The organism is Anaerococcus lactolyticus S7-1-13 (assembly GCF_000758765.1).
GTDB classification, from domain to species: Bacteria; Bacillota; Clostridia; order Tissierellales; family Peptoniphilaceae; genus Anaerococcus; species Anaerococcus lactolyticus.
The window spans coordinates 76,697-98,939 of the sequence record NZ_JRMW01000043.1 but is presented as its reverse complement, the minus strand read 5'-3'; the positions used below and the strand labels follow the sequence as shown (position 1 = coordinate 98,939).

22 protein-coding genes and 1 riboswitch are annotated in these 22,243 nt (G+C 31.1%); all 22 genes read right to left on the bottom strand.

Going from position 1 to position 22,243, the window contains the following annotated elements; all coding sequences use genetic code 11:
* Positions 1-35: 35 nt before the first annotated feature.
* The 22 genes from pyrE to HMPREF1630_RS08405 all read right to left on the bottom strand — a co-directional run bounded on the left by pyrE (position 36) and on the right by HMPREF1630_RS08405 (position 22,122).
* On the bottom strand, positions 36-614 hold the full coding sequence (gene pyrE, locus HMPREF1630_RS08510; RefSeq protein ID WP_037328758.1) for an orotate phosphoribosyltransferase: 579 nt from the start codon (positions 612-614) through the stop codon (positions 36-38).
* 8 nt (positions 615-622) lie between these two features.
* Positions 623-1,522, bottom strand: coding sequence for a dihydroorotate dehydrogenase (locus HMPREF1630_RS08505; protein ID WP_037328757.1), 900 nt, complete (start codon positions 1,520-1,522; stop codon positions 623-625).
* Positions 1,519-2,238: a dihydroorotate dehydrogenase electron transfer subunit gene (locus tag HMPREF1630_RS08500; protein WP_037328756.1), complete on the bottom strand. Its 720-nt coding sequence runs from the start codon at positions 2,236-2,238 to the stop codon at positions 1,519-1,521. The genes HMPREF1630_RS08505 and HMPREF1630_RS08500 overlap by 4 nt, the downstream gene beginning before the upstream one ends.
* A complete protein-coding gene (gene pyrF, locus HMPREF1630_RS08495; RefSeq protein ID WP_037328754.1) occupies positions 2,225-3,088 on the bottom strand; it encodes an orotidine-5'-phosphate decarboxylase in 864 nt (287 codons plus the stop codon). The genes HMPREF1630_RS08500 and pyrF overlap by 14 nt, the downstream gene beginning before the upstream one ends.
* A complete protein-coding gene (locus tag HMPREF1630_RS08490; protein WP_037328753.1) occupies positions 3,072-4,265 on the bottom strand; it encodes a dihydroorotase in 1,194 nt (397 codons plus the stop codon). Before HMPREF1630_RS08490 ends, pyrF begins: the two co-directional genes overlap by 17 nt.
* A gap of 2 nt (positions 4,266-4,267) precedes the next feature.
* Positions 4,268-4,696: an aspartate carbamoyltransferase regulatory subunit gene (locus HMPREF1630_RS08485; RefSeq protein ID WP_004827357.1), complete on the bottom strand. Its 429-nt coding sequence runs from the start codon at positions 4,694-4,696 to the stop codon at positions 4,268-4,270.
* Positions 4,689-5,615, bottom strand: a complete 927-nt coding sequence (gene pyrB / locus HMPREF1630_RS08480) for an aspartate carbamoyltransferase (RefSeq protein WP_037328752.1) — start codon at positions 5,613-5,615, stop codon at positions 4,689-4,691. Before pyrB ends, HMPREF1630_RS08485 begins: the two co-directional genes overlap by 8 nt.
* 53 nt (positions 5,616-5,668) lie before the next feature.
* Positions 5,669-6,193 carry a class IV adenylate cyclase gene (locus tag HMPREF1630_RS08475; protein WP_004827355.1) on the bottom strand — a complete coding sequence of 175 codons (525 nt, stop codon included), beginning with the start codon at positions 6,191-6,193 and terminating at the stop codon, positions 5,669-5,671.
* Positions 6,193-6,873: a metallophosphoesterase gene (locus HMPREF1630_RS08470; protein WP_037328751.1), complete on the bottom strand. Its 681-nt coding sequence runs from the start codon at positions 6,871-6,873 to the stop codon at positions 6,193-6,195. The genes HMPREF1630_RS08475 and HMPREF1630_RS08470 overlap by 1 nt, the downstream gene beginning before the upstream one ends.
* On the bottom strand, positions 6,870-8,684 hold the full coding sequence (locus HMPREF1630_RS08465; RefSeq protein ID WP_037328750.1) for an ATP-binding protein: 1,815 nt from the start codon (positions 8,682-8,684) through the stop codon (positions 6,870-6,872). Before HMPREF1630_RS08465 ends, HMPREF1630_RS08470 begins: the two co-directional genes overlap by 4 nt.
* Positions 8,677-9,690, bottom strand: coding sequence for a metallophosphoesterase family protein (locus tag HMPREF1630_RS08460; RefSeq protein WP_037328749.1), 1,014 nt, complete (start codon positions 9,688-9,690; stop codon positions 8,677-8,679). The genes HMPREF1630_RS08465 and HMPREF1630_RS08460 overlap by 8 nt, the downstream gene beginning before the upstream one ends.
* A complete protein-coding gene (locus HMPREF1630_RS08455; protein ID WP_037328748.1) occupies positions 9,687-10,256 on the bottom strand; it encodes a histidine phosphatase family protein in 570 nt (189 codons plus the stop codon). Before HMPREF1630_RS08455 ends, HMPREF1630_RS08460 begins: the two co-directional genes overlap by 4 nt.
* 80 nt (positions 10,257-10,336) lie before the next feature.
* The gene (locus tag HMPREF1630_RS08450; RefSeq protein WP_037328747.1) at positions 10,337-13,627 is read right to left on the bottom strand and encodes an FtsX-like permease family protein; all 3,291 of its coding nucleotides are present in this window, start codon (positions 13,625-13,627) and stop codon (positions 10,337-10,339) included.
* A 1-nt stretch (position 13,628) separates the two neighbouring features.
* Positions 13,629-14,330, bottom strand: coding sequence for an ABC transporter ATP-binding protein (locus tag HMPREF1630_RS08445; protein WP_037328746.1), 702 nt, complete (start codon positions 14,328-14,330; stop codon positions 13,629-13,631).
* A gap of 74 nt (positions 14,331-14,404) precedes the next feature.
* The gene (gene thyX / locus HMPREF1630_RS08440) at positions 14,405-15,178 is read right to left on the bottom strand and encodes an FAD-dependent thymidylate synthase (protein ID WP_037328745.1); all 774 of its coding nucleotides are present in this window, start codon (positions 15,176-15,178) and stop codon (positions 14,405-14,407) included.
* 33 nt (positions 15,179-15,211) lie between these two features.
* Positions 15,212-16,414 carry a cation:proton antiporter gene (locus tag HMPREF1630_RS08435; RefSeq protein ID WP_037328744.1) on the bottom strand — a complete coding sequence of 401 codons (1,203 nt, stop codon included), beginning with the start codon at positions 16,412-16,414 and terminating at the stop codon, positions 15,212-15,214.
* A 37-nt stretch (positions 16,415-16,451) separates the two neighbouring features.
* Positions 16,452-16,525, bottom strand: a riboswitch (Fluoride riboswitch).
* A gap of 28 nt (positions 16,526-16,553) precedes the next feature.
* Positions 16,554-17,279: a hypothetical protein gene (locus HMPREF1630_RS08430; RefSeq protein WP_197049882.1), complete on the bottom strand. Its 726-nt coding sequence runs from the start codon at positions 17,277-17,279 to the stop codon at positions 16,554-16,556.
* 152 nt (positions 17,280-17,431) lie between these two features.
* The gene (locus HMPREF1630_RS08425) at positions 17,432-18,199 is read right to left on the bottom strand and encodes an NERD domain-containing protein (RefSeq protein WP_037328743.1); all 768 of its coding nucleotides are present in this window, start codon (positions 18,197-18,199) and stop codon (positions 17,432-17,434) included.
* Positions 18,200-18,232: 33 nt separating this feature from the next.
* Positions 18,233-18,754 (bottom strand): hypothetical protein, encoded by a 522-nt coding sequence (locus HMPREF1630_RS08420; RefSeq protein WP_156095829.1) that lies wholly within the window; start codon positions 18,752-18,754, stop codon positions 18,233-18,235.
* Between the two features lie 120 nt (positions 18,755-18,874).
* A complete protein-coding gene (locus tag HMPREF1630_RS08415) occupies positions 18,875-19,249 on the bottom strand; it encodes a hypothetical protein (protein WP_037328739.1) in 375 nt (124 codons plus the stop codon).
* 73 nt (positions 19,250-19,322) lie between these two features.
* Complete coding sequence (locus HMPREF1630_RS08410; protein WP_037328737.1) at positions 19,323-20,678, bottom strand: 5-methylcytosine restriction system specificity protein McrC; 1,356 nt, start codon at positions 20,676-20,678, stop codon at positions 19,323-19,325.
* A 1-nt stretch (position 20,679) separates the two neighbouring features.
* Entirely contained in the window at positions 20,680-22,122 is a 1,443-nt protein-coding gene (locus HMPREF1630_RS08405; RefSeq protein WP_052039418.1) for an McrB family protein, read from the bottom strand.
* Positions 22,123-22,243 lie beyond the last annotated feature (121 nt).

The window sequence follows — 22,243 nt, the reverse complement described above, 5'->3', positions numbered from 1 at the left end:
ATATTAATAAAATTATATGCTTAATGCTCTATTTATCAAGCTTTCATTTTTCTTGAACCAGGCTTGATAGCTGGAATGTTCTTTAAATCATCTGGTAGTTCGTCAGGATCCCATGCATTTACCTCAATTTTTACTGCTGAGATAAGTGGAAGCCCGTTTATTTCATCTACATGTGACCTATTTACTATAGAAGTGAGGGCTACTACATCACCACCATGAGCTTTTATAACATCAACTGTTTCAAAAGAGGACTTACCAGTTGTGATTACATCCTCTACAATTATTACTTTTTGACCTTCTTTAATTTCAAAACCACGTCTAAGAGTCATTTCGTTATTTTCTCTTTCAGTAAAAATCGCGTCAACTCCAAGAGCCCTAGCCACTTCATAAGCAATAATAATTCCACCCATAGCAGGTCCAACACAAAGATCTACTTTAATACCAGCTTGTTTTACCTTCTCTGCAATTATTTTTGCAACTTCCTCACAATACTTTGGATTTTGGATTAATTTTGCACATTGCACATACTTATCAGAGTGTTTACCACTAGATAAGATAAAATGTCCCTCAAGTAGGGCATTAGATTTTTTTAATAATTCTATTGTTTTTTCCATTTTTTCTCCTATAAAATTCCAACTATATCATTAATATTATCTATACTGTTATCAGAACAATATTTTTCGAGATTATCAATTATTTCAATCATAGTTTCGAGTTTTGAAAAATTTGCTGTACCAACCTGAACTGCATTCGCACCTACCATCATAAACTCTAGGCAGTCTTCAACATTCATAATTCCACCCATAGCAATGACTGGTATATCAACAGCTTGGGCTACTTCATAAGTCATTCTTAGAGCAATTGGCTTAATGGCAGGACCAGAAAGTCCAGCAGTCTTATTATTAAAAACAAATTTCTTTTTCTTAATATCAACAGCCATAGCATTAAAAGTATTGACGAGGGAAACTGCATCGGCACCACATTCTTCTGCAATTTTTGCAAACTCTCCTATATGGGTCACATTTGGCGAAAGTTTTACAATTAATGGATGGTTAGTTTCCGCCCTTACAAGGCTTATTACTTCTCTAGCTTTATAAGGATCTGTTCCGAAAGCCATGCCCCCTTCTTTTAGGTTTGGGCAAGAAATATTAAGTTCAATCATGTCAATATCTGCTTTATCAAGCTTTTTCGCCCCTTGGATATAATCATCATAAGAATGGCCACCCAGGTTTGCTATTACAACAGTGTCATATTTTCTCATGAAAACTAATTCGTTCTCAATAAAATGATCGACACCAGGATTTTGAAGTCCTATTGAGTTCATAATACCAGCAGGTGTTTCGTAAATTCTTATGCCTGGATTTCCGAGATTTTTTCTTATAGTTAGACCCTTAGATGAAATTCCGCCTAATTTATTTAAGTCTATGTAGTCCTTAAATTCTTCACCAAAACCAAACGTGCCACTTGCAGCAATGACTGGATTTTTAAATTCAACGCCTCCTATATTTACTTTTAAGCTCATTTAAATATCCTTTCTGCAGCGAAAACTGGTCCATCTTTACAAACTCTGATAAAATCACCATTTACATCTTCAACAGTACATCCCAAGCAAGCCCCAATTCCACATCCCATATGGGCTTCCATTGAAATCTGAATCTTTGCCCTTGTATTTGTCTCACAAAGAGCCTTTAACATCGGATTTGGTCCACAAGCATAAATTAAATCATAATCATCAGGATTTAATTTATCTAAGATGAATTTTCCTTCTTTTTTTTCAGAACTTGTTACAACTTTATTTACATAAGATGTAAACTCATCAACAAAATAAGGTTCATCTGCAAAACCCGCATAAAAATCAGCTTTTGTATCTAAGTTTTTAGCCAATTCTAAAAGTGGTGCGATACCTATACCACCAGCTACAATAGCAATTTTTTTATCATTTGTTTTTTCAAATCCCTTGCCAAGTGGGCCTAAGATAGAAACCCCATCGCCTTCATGAAGGTCTGCTATTAGTCTTGTACCCTTACCAACAACTTGAACCAAAAAAACTAACTTACCATCTATTTGTTCACAAACACCAAAAGGTCTAGCAAGGATTGGGTCTTGCCTAAAGGAATCTGCTCTTAGCATAAAAAACTGTCCTGGTTTAGCATTTAAATTTATACCAAGGCCAATCTTAAGAATACCTGGAGCTATTTCAATATTTTCCAAAACTTTGCACGGTCTATATGTTTGCATTTTTTGCTATTTCCTTATAAGTTTCTATTGTTTTTTCTCTGGCATATTTGCCAACATTTGTCTTACCATCTTCAAAATTCATCCAATTTTTAAGTATGGCACGAGATGAGTTTACAACGCCTGCATTTAACTTGATCATGAGATTATAAACATTCAAACTATCAGCAGCTTGCGCCCCAAAACCAGGTATTAAGAAAAACATCTTATCATATCTTTTTCTAATTTTTTCTACTTCTTCGCTGTGGGTTGCGCCTACAACCAAGCCGACTGGACCGAAACCAGACTCTCCTATATAATTCTCATTTACTTCCTTGAGCTTATCGCCAATTGTATAAAAAAGTTCTTCACCCTTTGTTTCCAAGACTTCAAAGTCATTGGCACCTGGATTTGAAGTTCTTAAAAGAACAAAAATTCCTTTTTTACCTGACTCTAAGTAATGTAGGTATGGAGAAATTGAATCCATGCCCATGTATGGGTTTAGGGTCATGAAATCAACTTCAAAGTCTCCTTCAAAATGAGCCTTAGCATACATGGTTGCAGATGCAGCTATATCACTTCTTTTAACATCTCCGATAGTTAATAAATCTAAACTCCTAAGGTAGTCCAAAGTATTTTTATAGGCAAGCATGCCTTCAAGTCCATAAGACTCGTAATAGGCAATTTGGAGCTTATAAATAGCACATACATCCTTAGTCGCATCAATAATTTCCTTGTTATAGGCAAAAATTGCATCATGAATTGATTTTCCATCCTTCATAGAATCAGGAATATAATCCATAGAAGTATCAAGACCTACACAAACAAAGCCTAATTTCTCGACTCTATCATATAATTTATCTATTATTTTCATATTTTAACTCTCCTCCCCTATAAACTCTTTCAATTGAACCATAAAGTGTCTTTCCAATCATAAGTGAATTTTTAGACTTAGATAGAATATCTTCTTCCTTATATTCATAAGATTTATCAAGGTCAACTAAGGTAAAATCAGCCATATATCCAGGCTCTAACTTACCTTTTTTAATATTTAAAAGTTCTGATGGCCTTGTAGACATTATCTTAACTAATTGATTTAAAGAAATTATTCCAGACTTTACTAAAACTTCATAGCAGGTAGAAAAGGCTGTCTCAATTCCAATAAAACCTGGCGCCCCATTTTTCTTTTCTTCAGCAGAATGTGGAGCGTGATCAGTTGATATTGCATCAACATAGCCTTCCTTAATCATCTTTAGCAAAAACTGCCTGTCTTCTTCCCTCCTTATAGGAGGATTTACCTTCATTTCATCTCTAGTTTTTTCAGAAAAATATAGGTGGTGAGGAGTTACTTCACAGGTTATTTTAGCACCCAAGTCCTTAAAATACTTGATAGCAGTCATTGCCCCCTTGGTAGAAACATGGGAAAAATGAACTGGCATATCAAGTTTATAAGCATAGTAACAATCACGAAGGGTCATAGCATCTTCTGCTACTTCATAATCAATGGCAGAAACTTTAGCAACTTCTTCATGCAAAGTCATATTTACGCCAAGTTTTTTTGCCTTAACCATAGCCAAATACATTATGGCATCGTCATCAACACCATGTCCATCATCTGAAATAAACTTTACAGATTCTGGCAAGGTATCCAAGTGGTCGAGAGTTTTTCCATCAAAATTTTTTGTTATAGTATAAACTTGATCAATACCTATCAAGTCTATATCTTTGCCCCTTTTCATAATATCTTCATAAATTTCTGGACTTGATACAGTTGGTTTGGTATTTCCCATCAAAAGCACATTAGTAAAACCACCCTTAAGGGCAGCGTGGGAACCAGTTTCCAAGTCTTCCTTGTAGGTAAAACCAGGATCCCTAAAATGAACGTGCATATCAGTAAAAGATGGCATCAAGGCGAGATTATTGCAATCAATAATCTCGTCTGCTTCATTTCTAGAAAATTCTTCTACAATAATTCCATCTTCAACATAAAGATCATTTTTAGAAATTTTTACGTCATCGAAGCCGTAAAAGTTGGTAAAAACTTGCTTCATTTTTATTCTTCCACATCATAAATGTGACCACAGAAGGCACACTTATAGGTCTTTTCTTCCTTATTTATAAGGATAAATTCACTTTGAACTTCCCTTTCAGTTGTTGATACACATTTTGGATTTTGACAAGTTAAAATATCAATTGCTTTTTCAGGTAGCTTTAATTCTAGTTTCTTAACTACCTTTTCATTTTCAATGATATTAACAGTTGCTGTTGGGTCTATAATTGAAACAGCATCTAGGTTTATATCAATATTGTTTGCGATTTTTAATATATCTTTTTTGCCAAATCTTGTTGAAGAAGCATTCAAAATTATTGCCACTTCATCTTTTAAATCTTTTAAATCTAATAGATTATAGATTTGCATTCCTAGTCCTGCTCTAATATGGTCTATTACTATTCCGTCTTTAATACTTGTAATCTCAATCATTATTTGCCTCCAATAACTTTATAATAAGTGCCATTCTAACATACATACCAAATTTTGCCTGTTTGAAATAAACAGCTCTTGGATCATCATCAACTTCTTTTGCAATTTCATTTACTCTAGGAAGCGGATGCAAAACTATCATATCCTTCCTAGCCCTTTCCATTTTTTCCTTATCTAAAAGATATGAATCTTTTAGTCTTGTGTATTGAGCATCAGAGTAAAATCTTTCTCTTTGAATCCTTGTCATATATAGAATATCAATCTTATCGATTACTTCATCAAGGCTTCTTACTTCTTCATACTGAGAATTTTCATCAAAAACTTCTTCTTTTACATATTGTGGAAGCTTTAATTCTTCTGGAGAAATTAATATGTATTTGTTTCCCTCAAAAAGATTTAATATTTTAATCAATGAGTGAACAGTCCTACCGTATTTGAGGTCGCCACAGATACCTATAACGTGGTTGTCAAAACCTTCTTTGTAATTGCTAATTGTAAGCATATCTGTTAGGGTTTGGGTTGGATGTTGGTGGCCACCATCACCTGCATTTATAATTGGGCAATCAGCTGCAAGGCTTGCAAGGTAGGCAGCACCTTCTTGTGGGTGACGCATAGCGATAATATCAGCATACTGGCTAACAGTTTTAACTGTATCTTGTAAGCTCTCTCCCTTTTTAGCAGATGATACACTTGCATCAGAGAATCCTACTACAGATCCTCCTAACCTTAGCATGGCAGATTCAAAAGATAATCTAGTCCTGGTTGAAGGCTCAAAAAAAAGAGTCCCCAATAACTTCCCATCTGCTGAATGAGAAAAATCGGCTGGACTCTTATAAATAGCATTTCCTAGTTCGATAATTTCGAGCAAATCTTTTTTTGTCAAATCGTGCGAATTTAATAAATTTTTTATAGAAATCATACTTTCTCCTTAGATTTTTTTAAATTATACCAGTATATTTCTATCTGTCAAAATTATAATTCATTTATTAAATCTGATATTGACTTTGTTGTAACCATGCTCTTTTCAATGCCTAAATCGTTAATAATTTCATCTATCTTTGATTGATTTGTAAATTCAATTTCCATATAAGGATATGGATAAGTATTTTTATCCCAAGTATCTATATCAAATCTTTGTCCCTTATACCTGTAAGATATTCTTTCCTTTTCTCCCTTATATTTTAATTTTATACCCATCTTATCTAAGATAGAAGTCATCATAGCTACAGAATCAATATGAACTGTAAATTCGTTATTAATCCTAACATCTCTGTCGTTTTTTACTTCTTTAAAAGTTAATTCAATCGGATTTTTCTTGCCATCAATTTGGCTTTCTCTTATTCTTAGGTAGCCTTTTTTAAACTCACCATCTGTAGGTTCAAAAGTATAATTTGTCTGAAACTCCCTAGATAATTTCTCAGCCCCAAGGCTTAGTAATTTTTCTTCCATTTCTTTTGGTACAATATTTAAAACTTTTACTTCAATTTCTCTTTGCATTATCCTATCCTAACCGGGTCAAAATCAACATAGTCGCCTGATACGCAAACCAATTTGACCCCTTCATATATTCCTTCCTTAATTAATCTGTGCCCATTGCCATGAAGATGGCCATAAATAAGCGTGTGGGCTTTAAACTCCTTGGCCAAATCAAAAAATTCATTCAACGATCCGTCAGCGTTTATTGGTGGGTAGTGAAGATTAATAATAAGTTTTTTATCAGACTTTGTGCTTCTAATAGAATTTTCAAGCCTTAGAAGTTCTCTTTTATAAATCTTTTCATCATGGTCAGTAAAATCCCTACTATCTCTACTGATCCAACCCCTAGTTCCGCAAATTAAATAATCTTCAACTTCGAAAGAATTATTTTGTAAAAACTCTATTGTTTCTAGACCAAGTTGGTTGAGTTTATTTAGCGAAGACCACCAAAAATCATGATTACCCTTCATCAAAATCTTTTTACCAGGGAGCTTATCAATTTTGGCTAAATCAATTTCGGCATTTTTTATATCCATCGCCCAAGAAATGTCACCTGGCACCAAGACTGTGTCTTCTTCTTTTATTTTATTTTTCCAATTTGCAAAGATTTTTTCCTGGTAATTTTTCCAGGCTTCGCCAAAAACCTCCATAGATTTTGCTTCTGTATAATCTAAATGAAGGTCTGCCAGAGCATATATCATTGATCCCCCAACTGTATAAAATTCACATATATATTTTCAGCTTCAAAAAACTCTTCTTCTCTCTTATGACATGTAAAATAAATTATTTGCCTAGATAAAGATTCATCGAGAATTAGGTATAAAAATCTTCTTAACCTTTCAATATCATAATTTATAAAGGCATCATCAAAAATCAAAAACGAATCTTTTATACTTTCTTTTGCCACACTAAGCTTCATCGCAAGGTTCACCTGGTCATAACATCCCTTAGATAACTGATCATCAGTGTATGTGAAATTTAATTTATCCTTAATCTTAATATCTAAATTATTATCAAAACTTATATCGAACTTTGATTTACTTGATTCAGCTAAAATATTCTTAATATCATTATTTAACTTATGAATATCTGCCTTATTTTCATCTGAAATTTGTAAAATCATATTCTTAGCAAGATTTATAGCTTCTATTTCTTCATTAATCTTATTAAACTTTTCAGTTTGATAGTTAAACTCATCTCTCAAGGTTGCTTCATCTTGTAAGATATTGTCAATTGATAAAAGATTTTTTTCCCTAACATGGATAATGGCACTTAAATCTTTTATTTCTTTTTCAAGGTTTGAAATATCATTTAATTCTTTTAAATTATCATAAGCGCTAAAGTTAAAATCAATATCATCTACATCTTGATTGGAATCTAAATCCTGCTTTTTTAATATATCAAGGACTTCCACGATTTTTTCTCTTTCAGAAATAAGACTTCCATATTCATTAAATCGATGCCTTAAATTATTATACTCAGATGCAATCTTTCCTTCATCTTTGTAACTTTCGTTAAAAATAAGATAAATAAAAGGAATAGTAAATAGCAAGATGAAAAATTTACTAAATATTATCGCAATCAAAATTAGTACAAGTATTGTAAGGATATAAATTAATTTATAATCTCTATTATCATCTACAAAGTCTATCTTATCTTTTTCTAGAAATTTTATATCATCGTAAGATTCTAATTCTCTATCAATATTAAAAAGTTTATTGGACCAATTTTGGTAAGACTTGAAATTTTCGTCCGATCTTCTTTTATTGTAGGTTTGGTTTAATTTCTTTTTATGCTCACATTCTTGTTCATACCTAGTTAAAAGATTCCTATCCTCATCTAATTTTTGATAAGATTTATAAAAATCTTTTTTTAGCCTATCAATTTCTGATATTCTTTCTTGAAGAATTTCTATTTTTTCTTTTGTCTTATAGTAAGGCTTTGTGTAGGCTCTTTCCGTTCCAAGCTCTTTTAGCCTATTATCAAGTATTTCCAAAGATTTTTTTATAGAAAAATTATAATCTATATCATTTGATGAAAGTTTTTCTAGGATTTTTTTCTTGCTATCGGTGCTTATCTTTTGAATTTGTTCTGATGAGATATAAGCTTTATAAATATCATAATCTACACCTAGAAAATACTTACCTGGAGCGTTTAGGTCTGATTTTTTCAGATCAACTTCTTTATTTTCACTTAAGTTTGTGACCCTGTAATCGCCACTATCAAAGTCCCTATACAAAAGAAACCTATCTCCATCTTTTGTTAGCTTCATTTCCCCAGCATAGACGTAAGACGATTTTGGTCTATAAATTTCTCTTTTATTTGAAAAACTAGTTCTTAATTTCCCCTCATCAAAACCGTAGAACATTCCTTCTATGAAATTTTTTAAAGTAGTTTTTCCAGATTCATTAAGCCCATATATTAGATTAAAAGATGGATTCAACCTTATTGTTTTGTCTTGAAATTTACCAAAAGATTTTATATTTAATTCTTCAATAAAAATCCTAGTCATCCTTGCTCCTGTATATCGCATCCAAGCCTAATTCTAAGGCCCTCGCTTGAATATCATCTAATTTGTGAGGGAATTTTTCCCTATACTTTTCCAGAAGAGAATTCGGATAAAAATCAACCAAATCATAAAGTGAGGCTCTCTCATCAATTTTTATTTGAATATAATCTGCATTGATTTCTTTTCTTAATTTGTTAATATTAACCTGTCTATCTAGATTTATTCGCAAATAATTTTCCTTGTTAGAGTCAAGTCTTGAATTAATAAATGATATAAGGTTACTCTCATTTTCAAAATCATCAAAGCATAAATTCATGTCATAAAATTTCATAATTGAGGAATTAACATGGCTCATTTTTCCCTGATCATATAGAATATATCCATAATCATATACATCTGAAAAATCACTTGGTTCAATAGATCCAGCATAGTAAATATTATTGCCAAAATTACCCCACTTATGAATATGGCCAAGCCCTACATAGTCAAAACCTATTTCTTTCAATTTATCTAAATATAAGTCTAGATACTTATCTTCTGATTTGTTTATGCTAGCATGGACTAATAAAATATTAAAAAAATCACCATCTAAATTTATATCATAAGGAAATTCATCTTTATAGATTCTATCACTATATGATAAGCCATAAATCCTAGTTGAATTTATTTCATAGTAACTAAGTTCCTTATCAAAAAAGATATGAAGGTTGGCTGGTTTCATCTTTAGAATATCATAATTGTCACTTCCAATATAATCGTGGTTGCCTGCTACATAAAAAATATCTTTTCCAAAGTCGTGAAAAAGTTTGAAAAGTTCTTTGTAATCTCTAAGCGTAAACAAAGATCTTTCATATAAGTCGCCAGCTATTAATAGGAAGTCAACATCCTTGTTATTTTTTAAAATACTCTCTAGTGACTTTTTATTATTGGCCCTAATTTTATCCGATAGCTCACTTTTGAATGCAAAGCTGTCACCAAGATGGCAATCAGCCAAGTGGATAAATTTCATATGATATTTACACTTTCTATTAGTTTTTTATTATCTTTGATATTATAAACTGTAAGCGAACCATTATCTATCCAAAAAGACTGCCAATTGGAAAGGTCTTTTAAAATCCAAAACAAACTTGACCTTATTGCGATGCCATGGCTAATGCAAAGTATGTTTTTATCATTATTCGATTTTTCATCTAAAAATGAGCTAAGCCTTTTTACAACATCTCTCCTCGATTCACCATTAGGATAAGGTAAGTCAAAGTAAGCTTCTTTTTCTTGTTCAAAAAAATTTTTATAATCTTCCCTGACTTCGAAAATACTTTTACCTTTGAAATCTCCAAAGTCCATTTCATTTAATCTTTCATCTACCAAGTACTTATCAAAACCCAAAATTTTTGCAGTTTCTTGACTACGTATTAATCCTGAAGTATAAACTTCATCAATTTCGTAATTTTTTAAATGTTCTTTTGTCTTATCTAATATATATAAACCGGATTCTTCAAGTTTTGTTTCCGGGGTTGAGTATTTTTTTTCTATATTTGCCATAGTAAGACCGTGTCTTACAAAAATAATTTTCATATTCCACCTCACTAATAATTATAACAAAATTTATCTTTTTATCTAGTATGACGAAATAAAAGACGGTTTCCCGCCTTTTATTATTCGCCACTTGACATAGCTTCAGCCATATCAATTTTCTTTAATTTTCTATGAACATAAATTAAAATGATTAGAGATAAGATTAGGGTAATTGCTGCTGACACTATAAAACTTAGTGGATGCAATTTATAAGCAAGCATTATATTCCTTGGTGCCACTAAATCAATTATGTACCTAAACATAATATAACCAAGTCCAAAGCCCAATACTATTCCTAAAATTGTTAAGATAAATATTTCCCTGTAAATGTAGGAAGTTACTTCCTTAGGATAGAAACCTAAAACCTTGATAGTAGCTAATTCCCTCTTTCTCTCGCTAACATTTATATCAGTAATATTGTATAATACAACACTGGCAAGTATTGAAGAAATCAAAGTTATTACTACAATTACAAGGTTTAAGTTAGCTAGCAAAGCGTCCATTGATGCATAGGCCTTGCCCGTATTTATTACAGCGAGGACAGAATCCGTATTCTCTAATTTCTCAATTATCTGATCAGGATTTCCTTTAATATAATTTGCATTTACTTTTATAGCTCTCTTGCTGAGGTTTTCATAATAGTCTTTTGAAATATATAAGTAGTCAGCAACATAGTTTTCTGCAATTCCCCCGATTTTGATTTCGAGTAGATCATCATCAAGTTTGATTTTTATTTTATCATTAACTTTGATGCCAAGTTTTTTGCTTGCATTTTCTGTTAGGACTGCGCCTGCTTTTTCTAGGTCTACAGGAGACTTCCTATCCTTTCTAAGGTTCACAAAACCCTTAAACTTCTTACTATCTTTTGGTACAACAACAGATATATCCAGATTTATTTTATCTTTCTCTAGGTTTGCAGAATTATTTTTTATTTCCAAAATCTCATAAGAAGATATTTTTTCTTGGTAATTTCTCCTATCAGTATCGCTGGCCTTTTCATCTAAAATTGCTACTGCCTTATAATTATGAAGTTCATTTTGTTGGATTGATGCTGTGTCTTTTAATGAATCAATCATCGCAAAACCAAAAAATATTAAGGCTGTACATCCTGCAACGCCAAAAATTGTCATAAACATTCTTGACTTGTACCTAAATAAGTTTCTTGCAGTGATTTTTTGCATAAAAGATAGGTTCTTCCAAATAGGTCTTATCCTTTCAAGCAAAATTTTTGTTCCACCTTGTGGTGCAAGAGGCATAAGCAGCCTTGCCGGTGTTTCGTTTACTGTTGATTTTGAAGTGAAGAAAACTGTAAGGCTAACTAGTAATGATGATAAAATAATTGATGCAATTATAACTGTTATCGAATTTACATAGCTTGCGTGAAGTATTTCAAAGCCCGTTGAGTAGGCGTCAAAGATTACTCCGACAATTATAAGTCTGCCTAAAATACCTCCTATTATAGATCCAATTACAGTTGGAATTAACCCATAAATATAAAATCTTTTAGCTATCATCTTGTTAGCATAACCTAAGGATTTAAGAGTGCCGTTTATTAGCCTTTGCTCTTGGATATATCTTTGCATGGTTGTTAGTGTTACTAGCATGGCTACCATGTAGAAAAATACCGGAAATACCTTTGAAAGTGAATCCATATTTAGGGAATTTTTATAATAAGTATCTATTCCTTGGTTATCGAAAATAGTTTCGACATCGTATTCAGGATCTCTGAGTTTTACCAAAGCTTCTTTATTATCAGAAATTTTCTTTTTGCCATCATGGATTTTTTCCTCTGCCTCTAGCTTTTTATCATCAAATTCCTTAAGTCCTTTCTCATAGTCAGCCTTTGATTTAATTAGTTTCTTGTAGGCATCTTCTAATTTCTTTTTGCCATCTTTCTTATTAAAGGCTAACTTATCCCTTCCTTCATAGTACTTAGTCCATCCCTGATTTATTTCTCTTTGGTTTTTGTCAACTTCTGCTTGGCCAGCTTTGATTTTTGTAAGACCCTCTTGTTTTTTCGCTTCAAAATCAGCCTTGCCCTTATTGTATTCTACAAAACTCGCATTTATTTCCGTCTCTTTTGCCTCAATTTCTTTAAGGGCAGAAAGAAGTGGAGCTTTTTGTTCGTCAAGTTTTGATTTCATCTCTTCTTCACTAGGCATAGCGGTTGATAAAGATAAGTCGCCACCAGTTTGATTAACCAAGGCTTCTTTTTGTTCGCTAAAGGTCTTATCAATTTTATCAAGACCATTTTGTATCTCTAACTTTTTCTCTTCTAGTTGACTTTTGCCTGCATTTAATTCCTTTAACTTATCGTCTAGTAATTTCTCAGTTTCTTGTATCTTGCTCTCATATTCTTTCTTTGAAGTCGCTAATTTTTCTTTGGCATCCTCAAGTTTAATTTGTCCATCTTCTAATTTTTGCTTAGACTTACTAAGCTTATTTTCAGCATTCTTGATTCTCTTTTCAAAATTAGCCTTATTAGTTTCATATTTATTAAAACCGTCATCCAGTTTCTTTTTAGCATCCAGTAAATCTCTTTCTGTGCTAGTTAACTTATCTTCTGCCTCATTAATATCACCTTCTGCATCAGAAATTTTTTCATTAGCTTCAGTTTTGATTTTTTTTAAAACTTCTTTCGGTCTAAGGTAGATATCATCTTCTATTTTTTCTTTCTTATCTCTAATAAAACTGATATATTCATCGCTGGTCTTATCCATATCGGTTGAATTTTTATAGGAAATATTAATTTCATTAAACTTATCGCTAGCGAAATTCTCTGGGTTAACAAAGGCGAATCCCTCAATCTCTTTTTTCCCAAGAGGTGATATGTCACGCATATCTTCCATGAATTTTTCGCTAGTTGCAAAAAATCCCACTATCCTAAAAGAAGTATTTCTAATCTTAGAATTTTCCTTTTGGTCATCATTTATATAAGAAAGATTAATGGTATCATCAATTTTATAATATTTTTCAAGGGTCTTATCAAGAATGATTTCCTTGTCATTTTTAATTAAATCACCCTTATCAAGATGGATTTTAGAGAAATTTTTATCATAGGATTTTAACCTTATAATCTTTTCGCCATCCATGAGATCTATAGTTTTAATATAAGAAATGTCTTCAATGTCACTGTCGTTTTCCAAAAGAATTTTATCTTCATAATCCATTGGATAAGTAGATTTCACTATTATATCAGGGTGATGGTATGTATCTAAAGATTGTTTAAGGCTTTTGCGCATAGAAGGTCCTGTAAGGTTTAGGGCGACAATAACCATAGTGGCTAGCCCAACCATGACCCCTATAGAAAATACTTTTCCTTTTGTTTTTTTAATATCCCTAAGGATATTTTTTAAGTAAGTCTTATTCATACTACCACTCGAGTTCTTCCACAGAAACAGGGTTTTCATTTGTATAAGCGTTCAAAATCCTACCGTCTTTTAATTCTATCACCTCATCAGCCATAGGCTTTATAAGCGAGTTATGAGTTATAATTATTACAGTTGAGTTGAATTTTCTAGATGCATCTTGGAGAAGTTTTAAGATATTTTTCCCTGTTTTATAATCTAGGGCACCAGTTGGTTCATCACAAAGGAGTAATTTAGGATTTTTTGCCAAAGCTCTGGCAATGGCTACTCTCTGTTGTTCACCACCTGAAAGTTGGGAAGGAAAATTCCCTTCTCTTTTTGAAAGTCCAACTTGGTCTAAAATTTCATCTGCCTTTAATGATTCGCTTGAAATTTCACTTGCTAGTTCTACATTTTCCAAAGCTGTTAGGTTTGGTATTAAGTTATAGTGTTGGAAAACAAAACCAACATCATCTCTTCGATATTTTGTAAGCTCATTTTCATTAAGCTTGCTAAGATTTTTTCCATCTATAAGTATATCTCCACTACTCGCCTGCTCCATACCACCGATTATATTTAAAAGCGTAGTTTTACCAGCACCTGAAGCGCCAACTATTATTAAAAGTCTACCCTTTTCAAGATTGAAACTTATCCTGTCATTGGCAAGAATTTCAGATTGACCTGACTTATATTTTTTACTAACTTCATTTAATTCTATATAAGACATAGAAACCTCTTCTTTCTTTATCCTTATTCTTATTTTATACCCATTTTAAGGCAAAATAAAAGAGCCAAAGGCCCTTAAATATTTTTAAATTTTTCTCTAACTTCATTTATTTTGCCACAGGTCATTTTACCTTCAGGGCAAGGACCTGACACACAAGATGGACCTGCTGATGCAAAAACATTAGGGTAAATTTCTTTAACTAATTTTACCATCTGATCTGACATATCCCTTATCTCCCACTGGGCCCTATTGCAAGATCTAAGATTGAAAAAGTGAAGGAGAGTCCTCGCATTCATGGTAAAAACTATTTTTGTTTCACAAGCATTTGGAAAAACATACCTAGCATCCTCGATGGCCATCTTAATCGCCTTTCTTTTTGCAGATTTTTCCTCTTCGCCTTTATTAATTAAGACATCATAATGTTTTTTAGTAAGAATTTCTGCAAGTTTGTCATAAGCTTCTTGATCTTTTTGCATTGTCTCTATAAAAATTTTCCTTGCTTCTAGGTCTTCCTTTATGTGAGGTGGAATTACGTATTCAAACCCATCTAATTTTACGTATCTCTGCGATTGCTGAGAGTAGGAAGCAAGCCTATGGCGAACAAGTTGGTGGGTTAGAGTTCTTGATACACCCTCAACTGCGAAAGTAAAGGAAATATGTTCTATTGGGCTTAAGTGACCAAGGCTTGCAAGCATTTTTACGTATTTTGCAATTGATTCTTGGTCTTGTTTTTTGGAAATTTCTTCAACTCCAACAGGAGAATAGCATAATTTCCCTGCTTGTGCAATTGTTTCTTCACCGTCTTTTGTATAATTTAATAAAGTGACTTTTAAACTTGTTTCTGCCATATGCTCCTCCTAATGTTTATTAGCATTATACCTTTATTTTGAAGCTTTTTTTAGTAAATTTTTGTAAGACTTATCAATCAAAATAGCTCCTAAGGGTGCAGTAATAATTATTCCAAGGACTGCTATGGATAAGATTGCCATTCCTGACGAAATTCCATTTGCGAGGGCAACAGATCCAATTGCAGCTTGGACTGTAGCCTTAGGTGTATAGGCAAGGATTGTAAAAGTTTTTTCTTTTTTATCAAGCTTGCTTCCACTGACAGAAATAAATACACCTATAGACCTTATCAAAAGTCCTAAAAATATCAAAAGTATTCCAACACTACCAATAGCTGTCATGTATTTAATGTCAACCTCAGCGCCAACAAGAACAAAGAGTAAAATTTCTGCAAATATCCAAAGCTTTGCAAATTTTTCAGATAACCTTTCAACAACTCCCTCATTAGCCTTTATTTTATAAGATGAAGCCATAGCTATTACAGCAAGAAGTCCTGATATTGGAACAATATTTTTTACAAGTCCCTCTAAACTTACAAGCAAAAATGAAAGTGCCAAGATAATAATAACCTTAGATGAATTTCTTATATAGGCTCCATTTTTGTAATTCCTTTCAAAAAATAAATACAACAAATATCCAATGACAATGCCCAATCCTATTCCTAATACAATCGAAATAGGAACTTTAAATAGTGATTTAAAAGAAAATTCACTGCCCTTTGCCATAGATAAGAATGATGAAAATAAAACCAAAACAAAAACATCGTCACAAGATGCCCCTGCTAAGATCATTTGTGGAATGGACTGGTCTTTTCCATAACCTTCATCAATAAGTTTCACCATCCTAGGCACAACTATAGCTGGAGAAACCGCTGCCATAACAGCTCCCATTAAAAGTCCATCAACCAAATGTAGCCCTAAAAGTTTTGGTACGAAAATCGCATAGGATAAAATCTCAAAACTTGCTGGCAAAAAAGATAGTAAAACAGCAGAGCGTCCTACTTTTTTGAGGTCTCCTATATCAAGACTGAGTCCAGCTTTTAATAAAATAACAATCAAGGCTATGCTTCTTAGGTCAGCAGAAATATCTAAAATATTCTTATCAAGTAAGTTTAATACTTGAGGTCCTAAGATAATTCCGGTTAGAAGCATACCAATTATTCTAGGTAGTCTTAGCCTATCAAAAATTTTCGCAAAGAACATGCCCACAATAACAATAAGTCCAAGTGATAATATCATAAAATCTCCTTTCCAATAAAAAAGCTGATAACCCTACAAAAATGTAGAAGTCATCAGCCAACGCGTTTTAGATTATAATTATCAAGGGAGTACTTCATTCCCTAAAAATATTATATGCAGATTTATCCTAAAATCAAATTTATTTTTTATTAACAGGTTCAAAGGTCTTTCCAAAATCACTTGATTTATATTGTTTTTCATTGCCATTAATATCTTTGCAAACAAGTAAAATAGACCCATCTTCTTTTACAGATCCAGAAATATCTGGGCTAGTATCAGGAATCTCCGATATAAATTTTATTTTATCATCATTAATCTCAACAAAAAACCACCTTGACCTGGCCCCTGCCCTATCAACTTCTAACAGACCATAGCTTGAATTCGGGATTTTTTTAACATCTTCGAGTCCAAAGTTATTTAAGAATTCAGAATTACTTAGGTTTTCTTTTTGCTCTATACCTTCTTGATCATTGTTAGTTTTTACGATTTGCTTATCCTTATGAAAATAAAATTTAAGTTGGTCTCTGGCTTCTTTGTTTGTTACTTTACTTAAATTTGTAAAAGTCTTTTCACTATCTTCAAAGGTCATCTTATCCATTGTTATAAAGTCTTTCCTATAAACAACATAATCAAAATCAACCCAACCTTCATTTAAGAGATAATATTTTTCTCCATCATAAGTAAAAGGAATACTATCCTTAAAAGCAAAGATACTCATAATCAAAACCACATAGCCAGCCAAAAGACCAAGTCCAACCATAAGAAGAGTTGACAATAGTTTTAAATAAAAATTAATATTAAGGTCTGTAAATTTACTAATAAAGAAAATATTATAAGCAAAAAATACAAATATAGATATGCCCAAAAAAATATTGTTAAATAGTGGGATAAATTCAATTTTTGCACATAATATAAAGCACAAATATAACAAAGGAAAAGATCCTATATATAAAACAAAATATAAAAATTGTTTTTTTCTAATCATTTTTAGCATATTATTAATCATTGTCCTATAATTTACTTATCTTTTTTGCCAGAAACCACAAACCTACACTTCGGAAAATTAGAACAACCTAAAAACTTTCCATATTTTCCTTCCCTCTCTACAAGCTTGCTCCCACATTTTGGGCAGACTCCCTCTTCTATTTTCTTTTCATTTTCCTTCTTAATTTTATTTATATCCATTACATGAGAAATATCTGTTTGGTGTGACTTATTAGAATTTATAATGCTTAAAATCTTCTCCAAATCTTCTTCATTATAAATTTCATCGACAGAGAGCTCTTCAATAAGATTACCAACTTGTGAAATCCTGCAGAGCTTGGCATCCTGAACCTCAACATCTTTAAGATTTGCTTCTGGAGAAAATGCAATAATAGAAAAATATTTCATCTTTGGATAGACCTCTTCTAAAAGAGCCTCAAGTGCTTTTATATGACCATAATTTTGTAAAATCGGATTCATAAATTCATATTTTTTGCTACCTAAATATTGTGACCAATTACGCGAAAATTCTTTACCATAAATTTTCCCCTTGTAGGCCTTGGTTTCTACAACAAAAATCCCATATTTAGAAACAACCAGATGATCAATTTGGCTTGTTTTAGTATTTTTAGATGGGTTGTCAATCTTAATATAATTTAAAACCCTATACTTATCCTTATCTAGTTTATTTAAAAATTTCGCAGAAACAATCTCCCCAATTTTTCCCTTAAATTGTGACCTAAATACTGTAACTAATAAGATACAGGCAATTCCAATAATTGTAAAAATATTATTTAACATAATCCCCCCAGTATAAATATATCGAATGCATTTTCAAAAACTTTTATAAGCTGTAAAAATAAATTCTGAAGCTAATAAGTACACTACTCCCCAAAAAATATCTAAGTTAAATTTAAATTGCAAAACAACTAAGATTATATTTACAATTAGAGAATAAATCATAGATTTTAAATTCTTAATTCCAACTTCTAAATCTTTACTATAATCTCTTTTATATCCTGATTTATAGCTAGGTATCATTTTTTGATTAAATATTAAAATTATGTTCTCTGTTGCAAGAATATAGATCAAAATAGTAAAAACCATTTTAAATTCCAAATAATTTTCTCCTACTAATCCTATCTTCATTCCTATGCTTATTATAAAATATAAAATTAAAGCAAAAGCCGCTAGGAACAAAATAGTAAAAATATTTTTACTCAATATATAATTAAGCCTATCTTTTCTACTATCTAAATTTTTAAAATCATCATAAAATGAAGCATCTGTTGTAATGTATCTAAAAATCGCACTTGTAAGTACTCCAAGACCCAAACAAAAAATCCAATAAGGCATACTTAGAAATGCAAAAGCAAATAAAATTACCAATCCAAATATAAACCATACTAGGTCATAGCTTCCATCATCTACAAAAAATTTCTTAACTGTTTTTTTAAAAAAAATAGTATCCTCCTTTTATAATTTAAAAATTTTTGGCAAATCAGTTGTCAAGACATCTACAACATCATCAAGACCAATAATTACAAAATGAATTATTTCATCATCCCTAACATGGTCGACATCTTCTTTTAATCTATCAATCATATCTGATTTTTCACTATAATAAAATGGATAATAATCACTTTCTGAGTCTATATCCCAGCTTGGCTTACAAAATTCTGCTGTATCCTGGTATAAATAAACTGTTTCATCAAATAAAATACCGATTTTATCTAAACCTGATTCACTTTCTAAGCTCACTTTAAGTCCCTTATTATTCCAACTTATGTCGACAATGAAAAGTGGCTCTGGACTTAAATCTTCTATTGTATATTTTTTAAAATTTTCCATGTACGTACCTTTAAACCAAATTTTTCTCTAATATAATTTTTCGAACAAATTTTCATACTAATATATGGTTGAATCATTGTTCGATTAGTTCTAATAACTTTTCATGTACGCTATTAATAGTATTATCTATAGTATAATATTCAAAAGGTATACCGAAAATAACAATTTTATTTCTTATACCAGTGAAACTATCCTTGTAACTAATTACTTTTGAAGCAACTTCATCAGCAGGATAAAATAAAATACCTAACTTATCGGTTGAATTAGGTAAAAATGATAAATAGGCCAATATTTGATGCAAATCTGATCTATGATGTTCCTTTAAAACATTAGATTCTTTATTCAGCATATAAAAATTCGCTTTATACTTTGCATCTGCAATAATATATAAATCGTTAATTTTTACCAAAATATCTGGCTCCAAATATTTTAATCCCCATGATGGAATAAAACCTTCAGAATTTATTTTGTGATTCGAATAAGATTTACCAGAAATATTTTTAACAACGACTGATAGAATATATTGAACATATCTTTCAAATAGTTCTGAAATACTCACTCGCCATGCCGTTGCTATTGATGAATCTTTGTTTAGTAATATATTTGCTTGGTGCTTAGCTTCCTTTATAATCACTAAATCACTCTCTAAAATTTTACAAAATTTTGTTGATTTTGGTTTTATTTGTTCAAGTTTCCTTTCCAGGAAGTCAATTTTAATCTTATAACTATATTTTAAAGATTGATGTAACGACGAATTTATTATAATATTTTTTGCAAGTTCTAAAACATAACGCAATTCTTGCCATTGCTCATGATTACAAGTTAATACACTATCATTACTTTCAAATTTTAATCTATTATAAGGAAGGGATGATCTAATTACATATATTGGCCAATCTGTGTTTCCTTTAGGATAATTATTTATATTTCTTGTTGTGTGAAACTTAACCCAATTAACATCTATAAGTTTGATTAATAAATCAATATATTTTGTCGCCTCATAATATAATGGTGGTCTTAATTGATATTGATTTACTAGTAATTCATTGGAAGTTTCTATTTTTATTGAATAATTTAATAAATTAACAAGCTTAATTATATCTGACATTCCACTGTTTGAATGATAATATGGATTAATTACCATATCCTTATGAGCTATTCCATCATAAGGCATTTTTATTGGATAGACCCCAATATAGTCAGAACTAGAAAATTTTATAGCTAAATCTTGGTCATTTCCCGTAATTTTAATACTTATACCTAAAAATTCAAACATTTTTTTATTCAATTGTTGAAATTTTCTTATTGAGTTTGTTAAATATCTTTTATCAACTCTTGAATCTTTATCAAATAATATTTCATATATATCTTTGTTATTGAAGGTCTTATTTTCATAAAGGCATTTCATTTCTAGGAATATATTACCCATACTATAAAAACATCTCCAAATCCAATTTTTTACGGAAATAATTTACAAAAGCATCCTTAGCTCTAGACATTAATCCGTCTAATAAATATTCCTTTATTAAAGGCATTAATTCATACCTTAATCTATTATTCATATCTTCCTCTACATTATTTTTAGATACAATAAAATAAGATTGTCCTGGTTGCAAGTTTAATTCATAATCTGATGCATATTTTTCAAATATTTCATCAAAATCCCTAAATTCTTTATAACAAAAAAATTTATCATCATCTAAATCATTAATAACATGAGGAGTCATTGTATACCGTGCAAAACGTCTCCTTAAAGCAAAATCCACCACCGATAAACTTCTATCAGCCGTATTCATTGTTGCAATAATAAATAAATTATTAGGAAGTGTTTTTATGCTGAAACCATCATATAATTCTAATGCAAAACTTTCATCAGCCATGTTAGGCTCAAATAAATAAAATGCAGGTCCAAGAACATTTGATAAATTTGCCCTATTAATTTCATCTATTATCAAATAGATGTTTTTATCTTTTTCTGTTAATGCGGATTTTATTGCTTTAATAAGTATTCCTTCTTTTCCTTTGTATCCTAAATCACCATCATTAACATTTGGATAAATTCCATATATAAATTCGCTATAAGACGTTTCCGCATGAAACTGGGTAAAATAAACTAAATCTTCATTACCATCACTACCTTCACTAGCTATTTGTTTAGCAAGTCGCGTCTTACCAGTACCTGGTGCACCTTGTAAAATAATATATTTTCTTTTTTTCAATAATTTTTTAACTTCAGTTTTATCGTCAATAATATTGGTTTTAGCTAATAAGTTACTATTAATCTTCTTTCTTTCGTCTTTATTACTTGCCCATTGTCTAATATGCGCATATATAGACAAATAAATACTAATTATGTTTTCCGATAAAGTCGTATCACCTGGATTAAATATGGTTGATGATAGTATATATTTCCTATAGTCTTTTACTGAATTTTCTAATGAATTAGGTAATTCTTTAGATTCCATAAAATCATTAAAACCATCAGCGCTTTCTATATCGAAAAAATCGTTTTTTATGTATGAGCCTTTAGGTAAATACTTAACCAACGATCTTCTAAGGCCCGGCAATGAAACCAGCTCAAAGTCATTTTTAAATCCCAATGTCCCTACTATAAGACAGATGAGCCATCTATCAGATTCTATAGATTCCTCATTGCTCGGAAAAACTGCAATACTTAGGTCTGAATACGCCCCTTTATATTCTTCATCTTCACTTATACATCCAAAATAGGCACCTTTATCTGGAAAATTTTTACTGTTTGTATTTCCAACATTTTGTCTTAATATATACTTTTCTTTATTTCTTTTTATTCCTCCCATCGCTTTTAATTCACTCTCGAAATAGTTTAAATACCTAATAAAATCATAAAACATATATCTCTCCAATAATTATTTGAAATTCTACTCGATAAATTTAAATTGTTAAATCGAATAGTTTCGTACTATTTAATTAATTAAATTTATTTAAGATATTATTATTATATCACATTACTAT

What these genes read in the sequence shown, in the direction of transcription:
- HMPREF1630_RS08505 (WP_037328757.1), bottom strand. Translation starts at nt 1,522, where the DNA reads ATGAGCTTAAAAGTAAATATAGGAGGCGTTGAATTTAAAAATCCAGTC.
- HMPREF1630_RS08500 (WP_037328756.1), bottom strand. Translation starts at nt 2,238, where the DNA reads ATGCAAACATATAGACCGTGCAAAGTTTTGGAAAATATTGAAATAGCT.
- HMPREF1630_RS08425 (WP_037328743.1), bottom strand. Translation starts at nt 18,199, where the DNA reads ATGTTAAATAATATTTTTACAATTATTGGAATTGCCTGTATCTTATTA.
- HMPREF1630_RS08405 (WP_052039418.1), bottom strand. Translation starts at nt 22,122, where the DNA reads ATGTTTTATGATTTTATTAGGTATTTAAACTATTTCGAGAGTGAATTA.
- HMPREF1630_RS08465 (WP_037328750.1), bottom strand. Translation starts at nt 8,684, where the DNA reads ATGACTAGGATTTTTATTGAAGAATTAAATATAAAATCTTTTGGTAAA.
- HMPREF1630_RS08435 (WP_037328744.1), bottom strand. Translation starts at nt 16,414, where the DNA reads ATGATATTATCACTTGGACTTATTGTTATTGTGGGCATGTTCTTTGCG.
- HMPREF1630_RS08420 (WP_156095829.1), bottom strand. Translation starts at nt 18,754, where the DNA reads ATGCCTTATTGGATTTTTTGTTTGGGTCTTGGAGTACTTACAAGTGCG.
- HMPREF1630_RS08445 (WP_037328746.1), bottom strand. Translation starts at nt 14,330, where the DNA reads ATGTCTTATATAGAATTAAATGAAGTTAGTAAAAAATATAAGTCAGGT.
- HMPREF1630_RS08415 (WP_037328739.1), bottom strand. Translation starts at nt 19,249, where the DNA reads ATGGAAAATTTTAAAAAATATACAATAGAAGATTTAAGTCCAGAGCCA.
- HMPREF1630_RS08470 (WP_037328751.1), bottom strand. Translation starts at nt 6,873, where the DNA reads ATGATATATGCTCTGGCAGACCTTCATTTAGATTATACAGAAGCAAAA.
- HMPREF1630_RS08485 (WP_004827357.1), bottom strand. Translation starts at nt 4,696, where the DNA reads ATGATTGAGATTACAAGTATTAAAGACGGAATAGTAATAGACCATATT.
- HMPREF1630_RS08460 (WP_037328749.1), bottom strand. Translation starts at nt 9,690, where the DNA reads ATGAAATTTATCCACTTGGCTGATTGCCATCTTGGTGACAGCTTTGCA.
- pyrB (WP_037328752.1), bottom strand. Translation starts at nt 5,615, where the DNA reads ATGATTTCTATAAAAAATTTATTAAATTCGCACGATTTGACAAAAAAA.
- HMPREF1630_RS08410 (WP_037328737.1), bottom strand. Translation starts at nt 20,678, where the DNA reads ATGGGTAATATATTCCTAGAAATGAAATGCCTTTATGAAAATAAGACC.
- thyX (WP_037328745.1), bottom strand. Translation starts at nt 15,178, where the DNA reads ATGGCAGAAACAAGTTTAAAAGTCACTTTATTAAATTATACAAAAGAC.
- HMPREF1630_RS08490 (WP_037328753.1), bottom strand. Translation starts at nt 4,265, where the DNA reads ATGAAGCAAGTTTTTACCAACTTTTACGGCTTCGATGACGTAAAAATT.
- HMPREF1630_RS08455 (WP_037328748.1), bottom strand. Translation starts at nt 10,256, where the DNA reads ATGAAAATTATTTTTGTAAGACACGGTCTTACTATGGCAAATATAGAA.
- pyrF (WP_037328754.1), bottom strand. Translation starts at nt 3,088, where the DNA reads ATGAAAATAATAGATAAATTATATGATAGAGTCGAGAAATTAGGCTTT.
- HMPREF1630_RS08475 (WP_004827355.1), bottom strand. Translation starts at nt 6,193, where the DNA reads ATGCAAAGAGAAATTGAAGTAAAAGTTTTAAATATTGTACCAAAAGAA.
- pyrE (WP_037328758.1), bottom strand. Translation starts at nt 614, where the DNA reads ATGGAAAAAACAATAGAATTATTAAAAAAATCTAATGCCCTACTTGAG.
- HMPREF1630_RS08450 (WP_037328747.1), bottom strand. Translation starts at nt 13,627, where the DNA reads ATGAATAAGACTTACTTAAAAAATATCCTTAGGGATATTAAAAAAACA.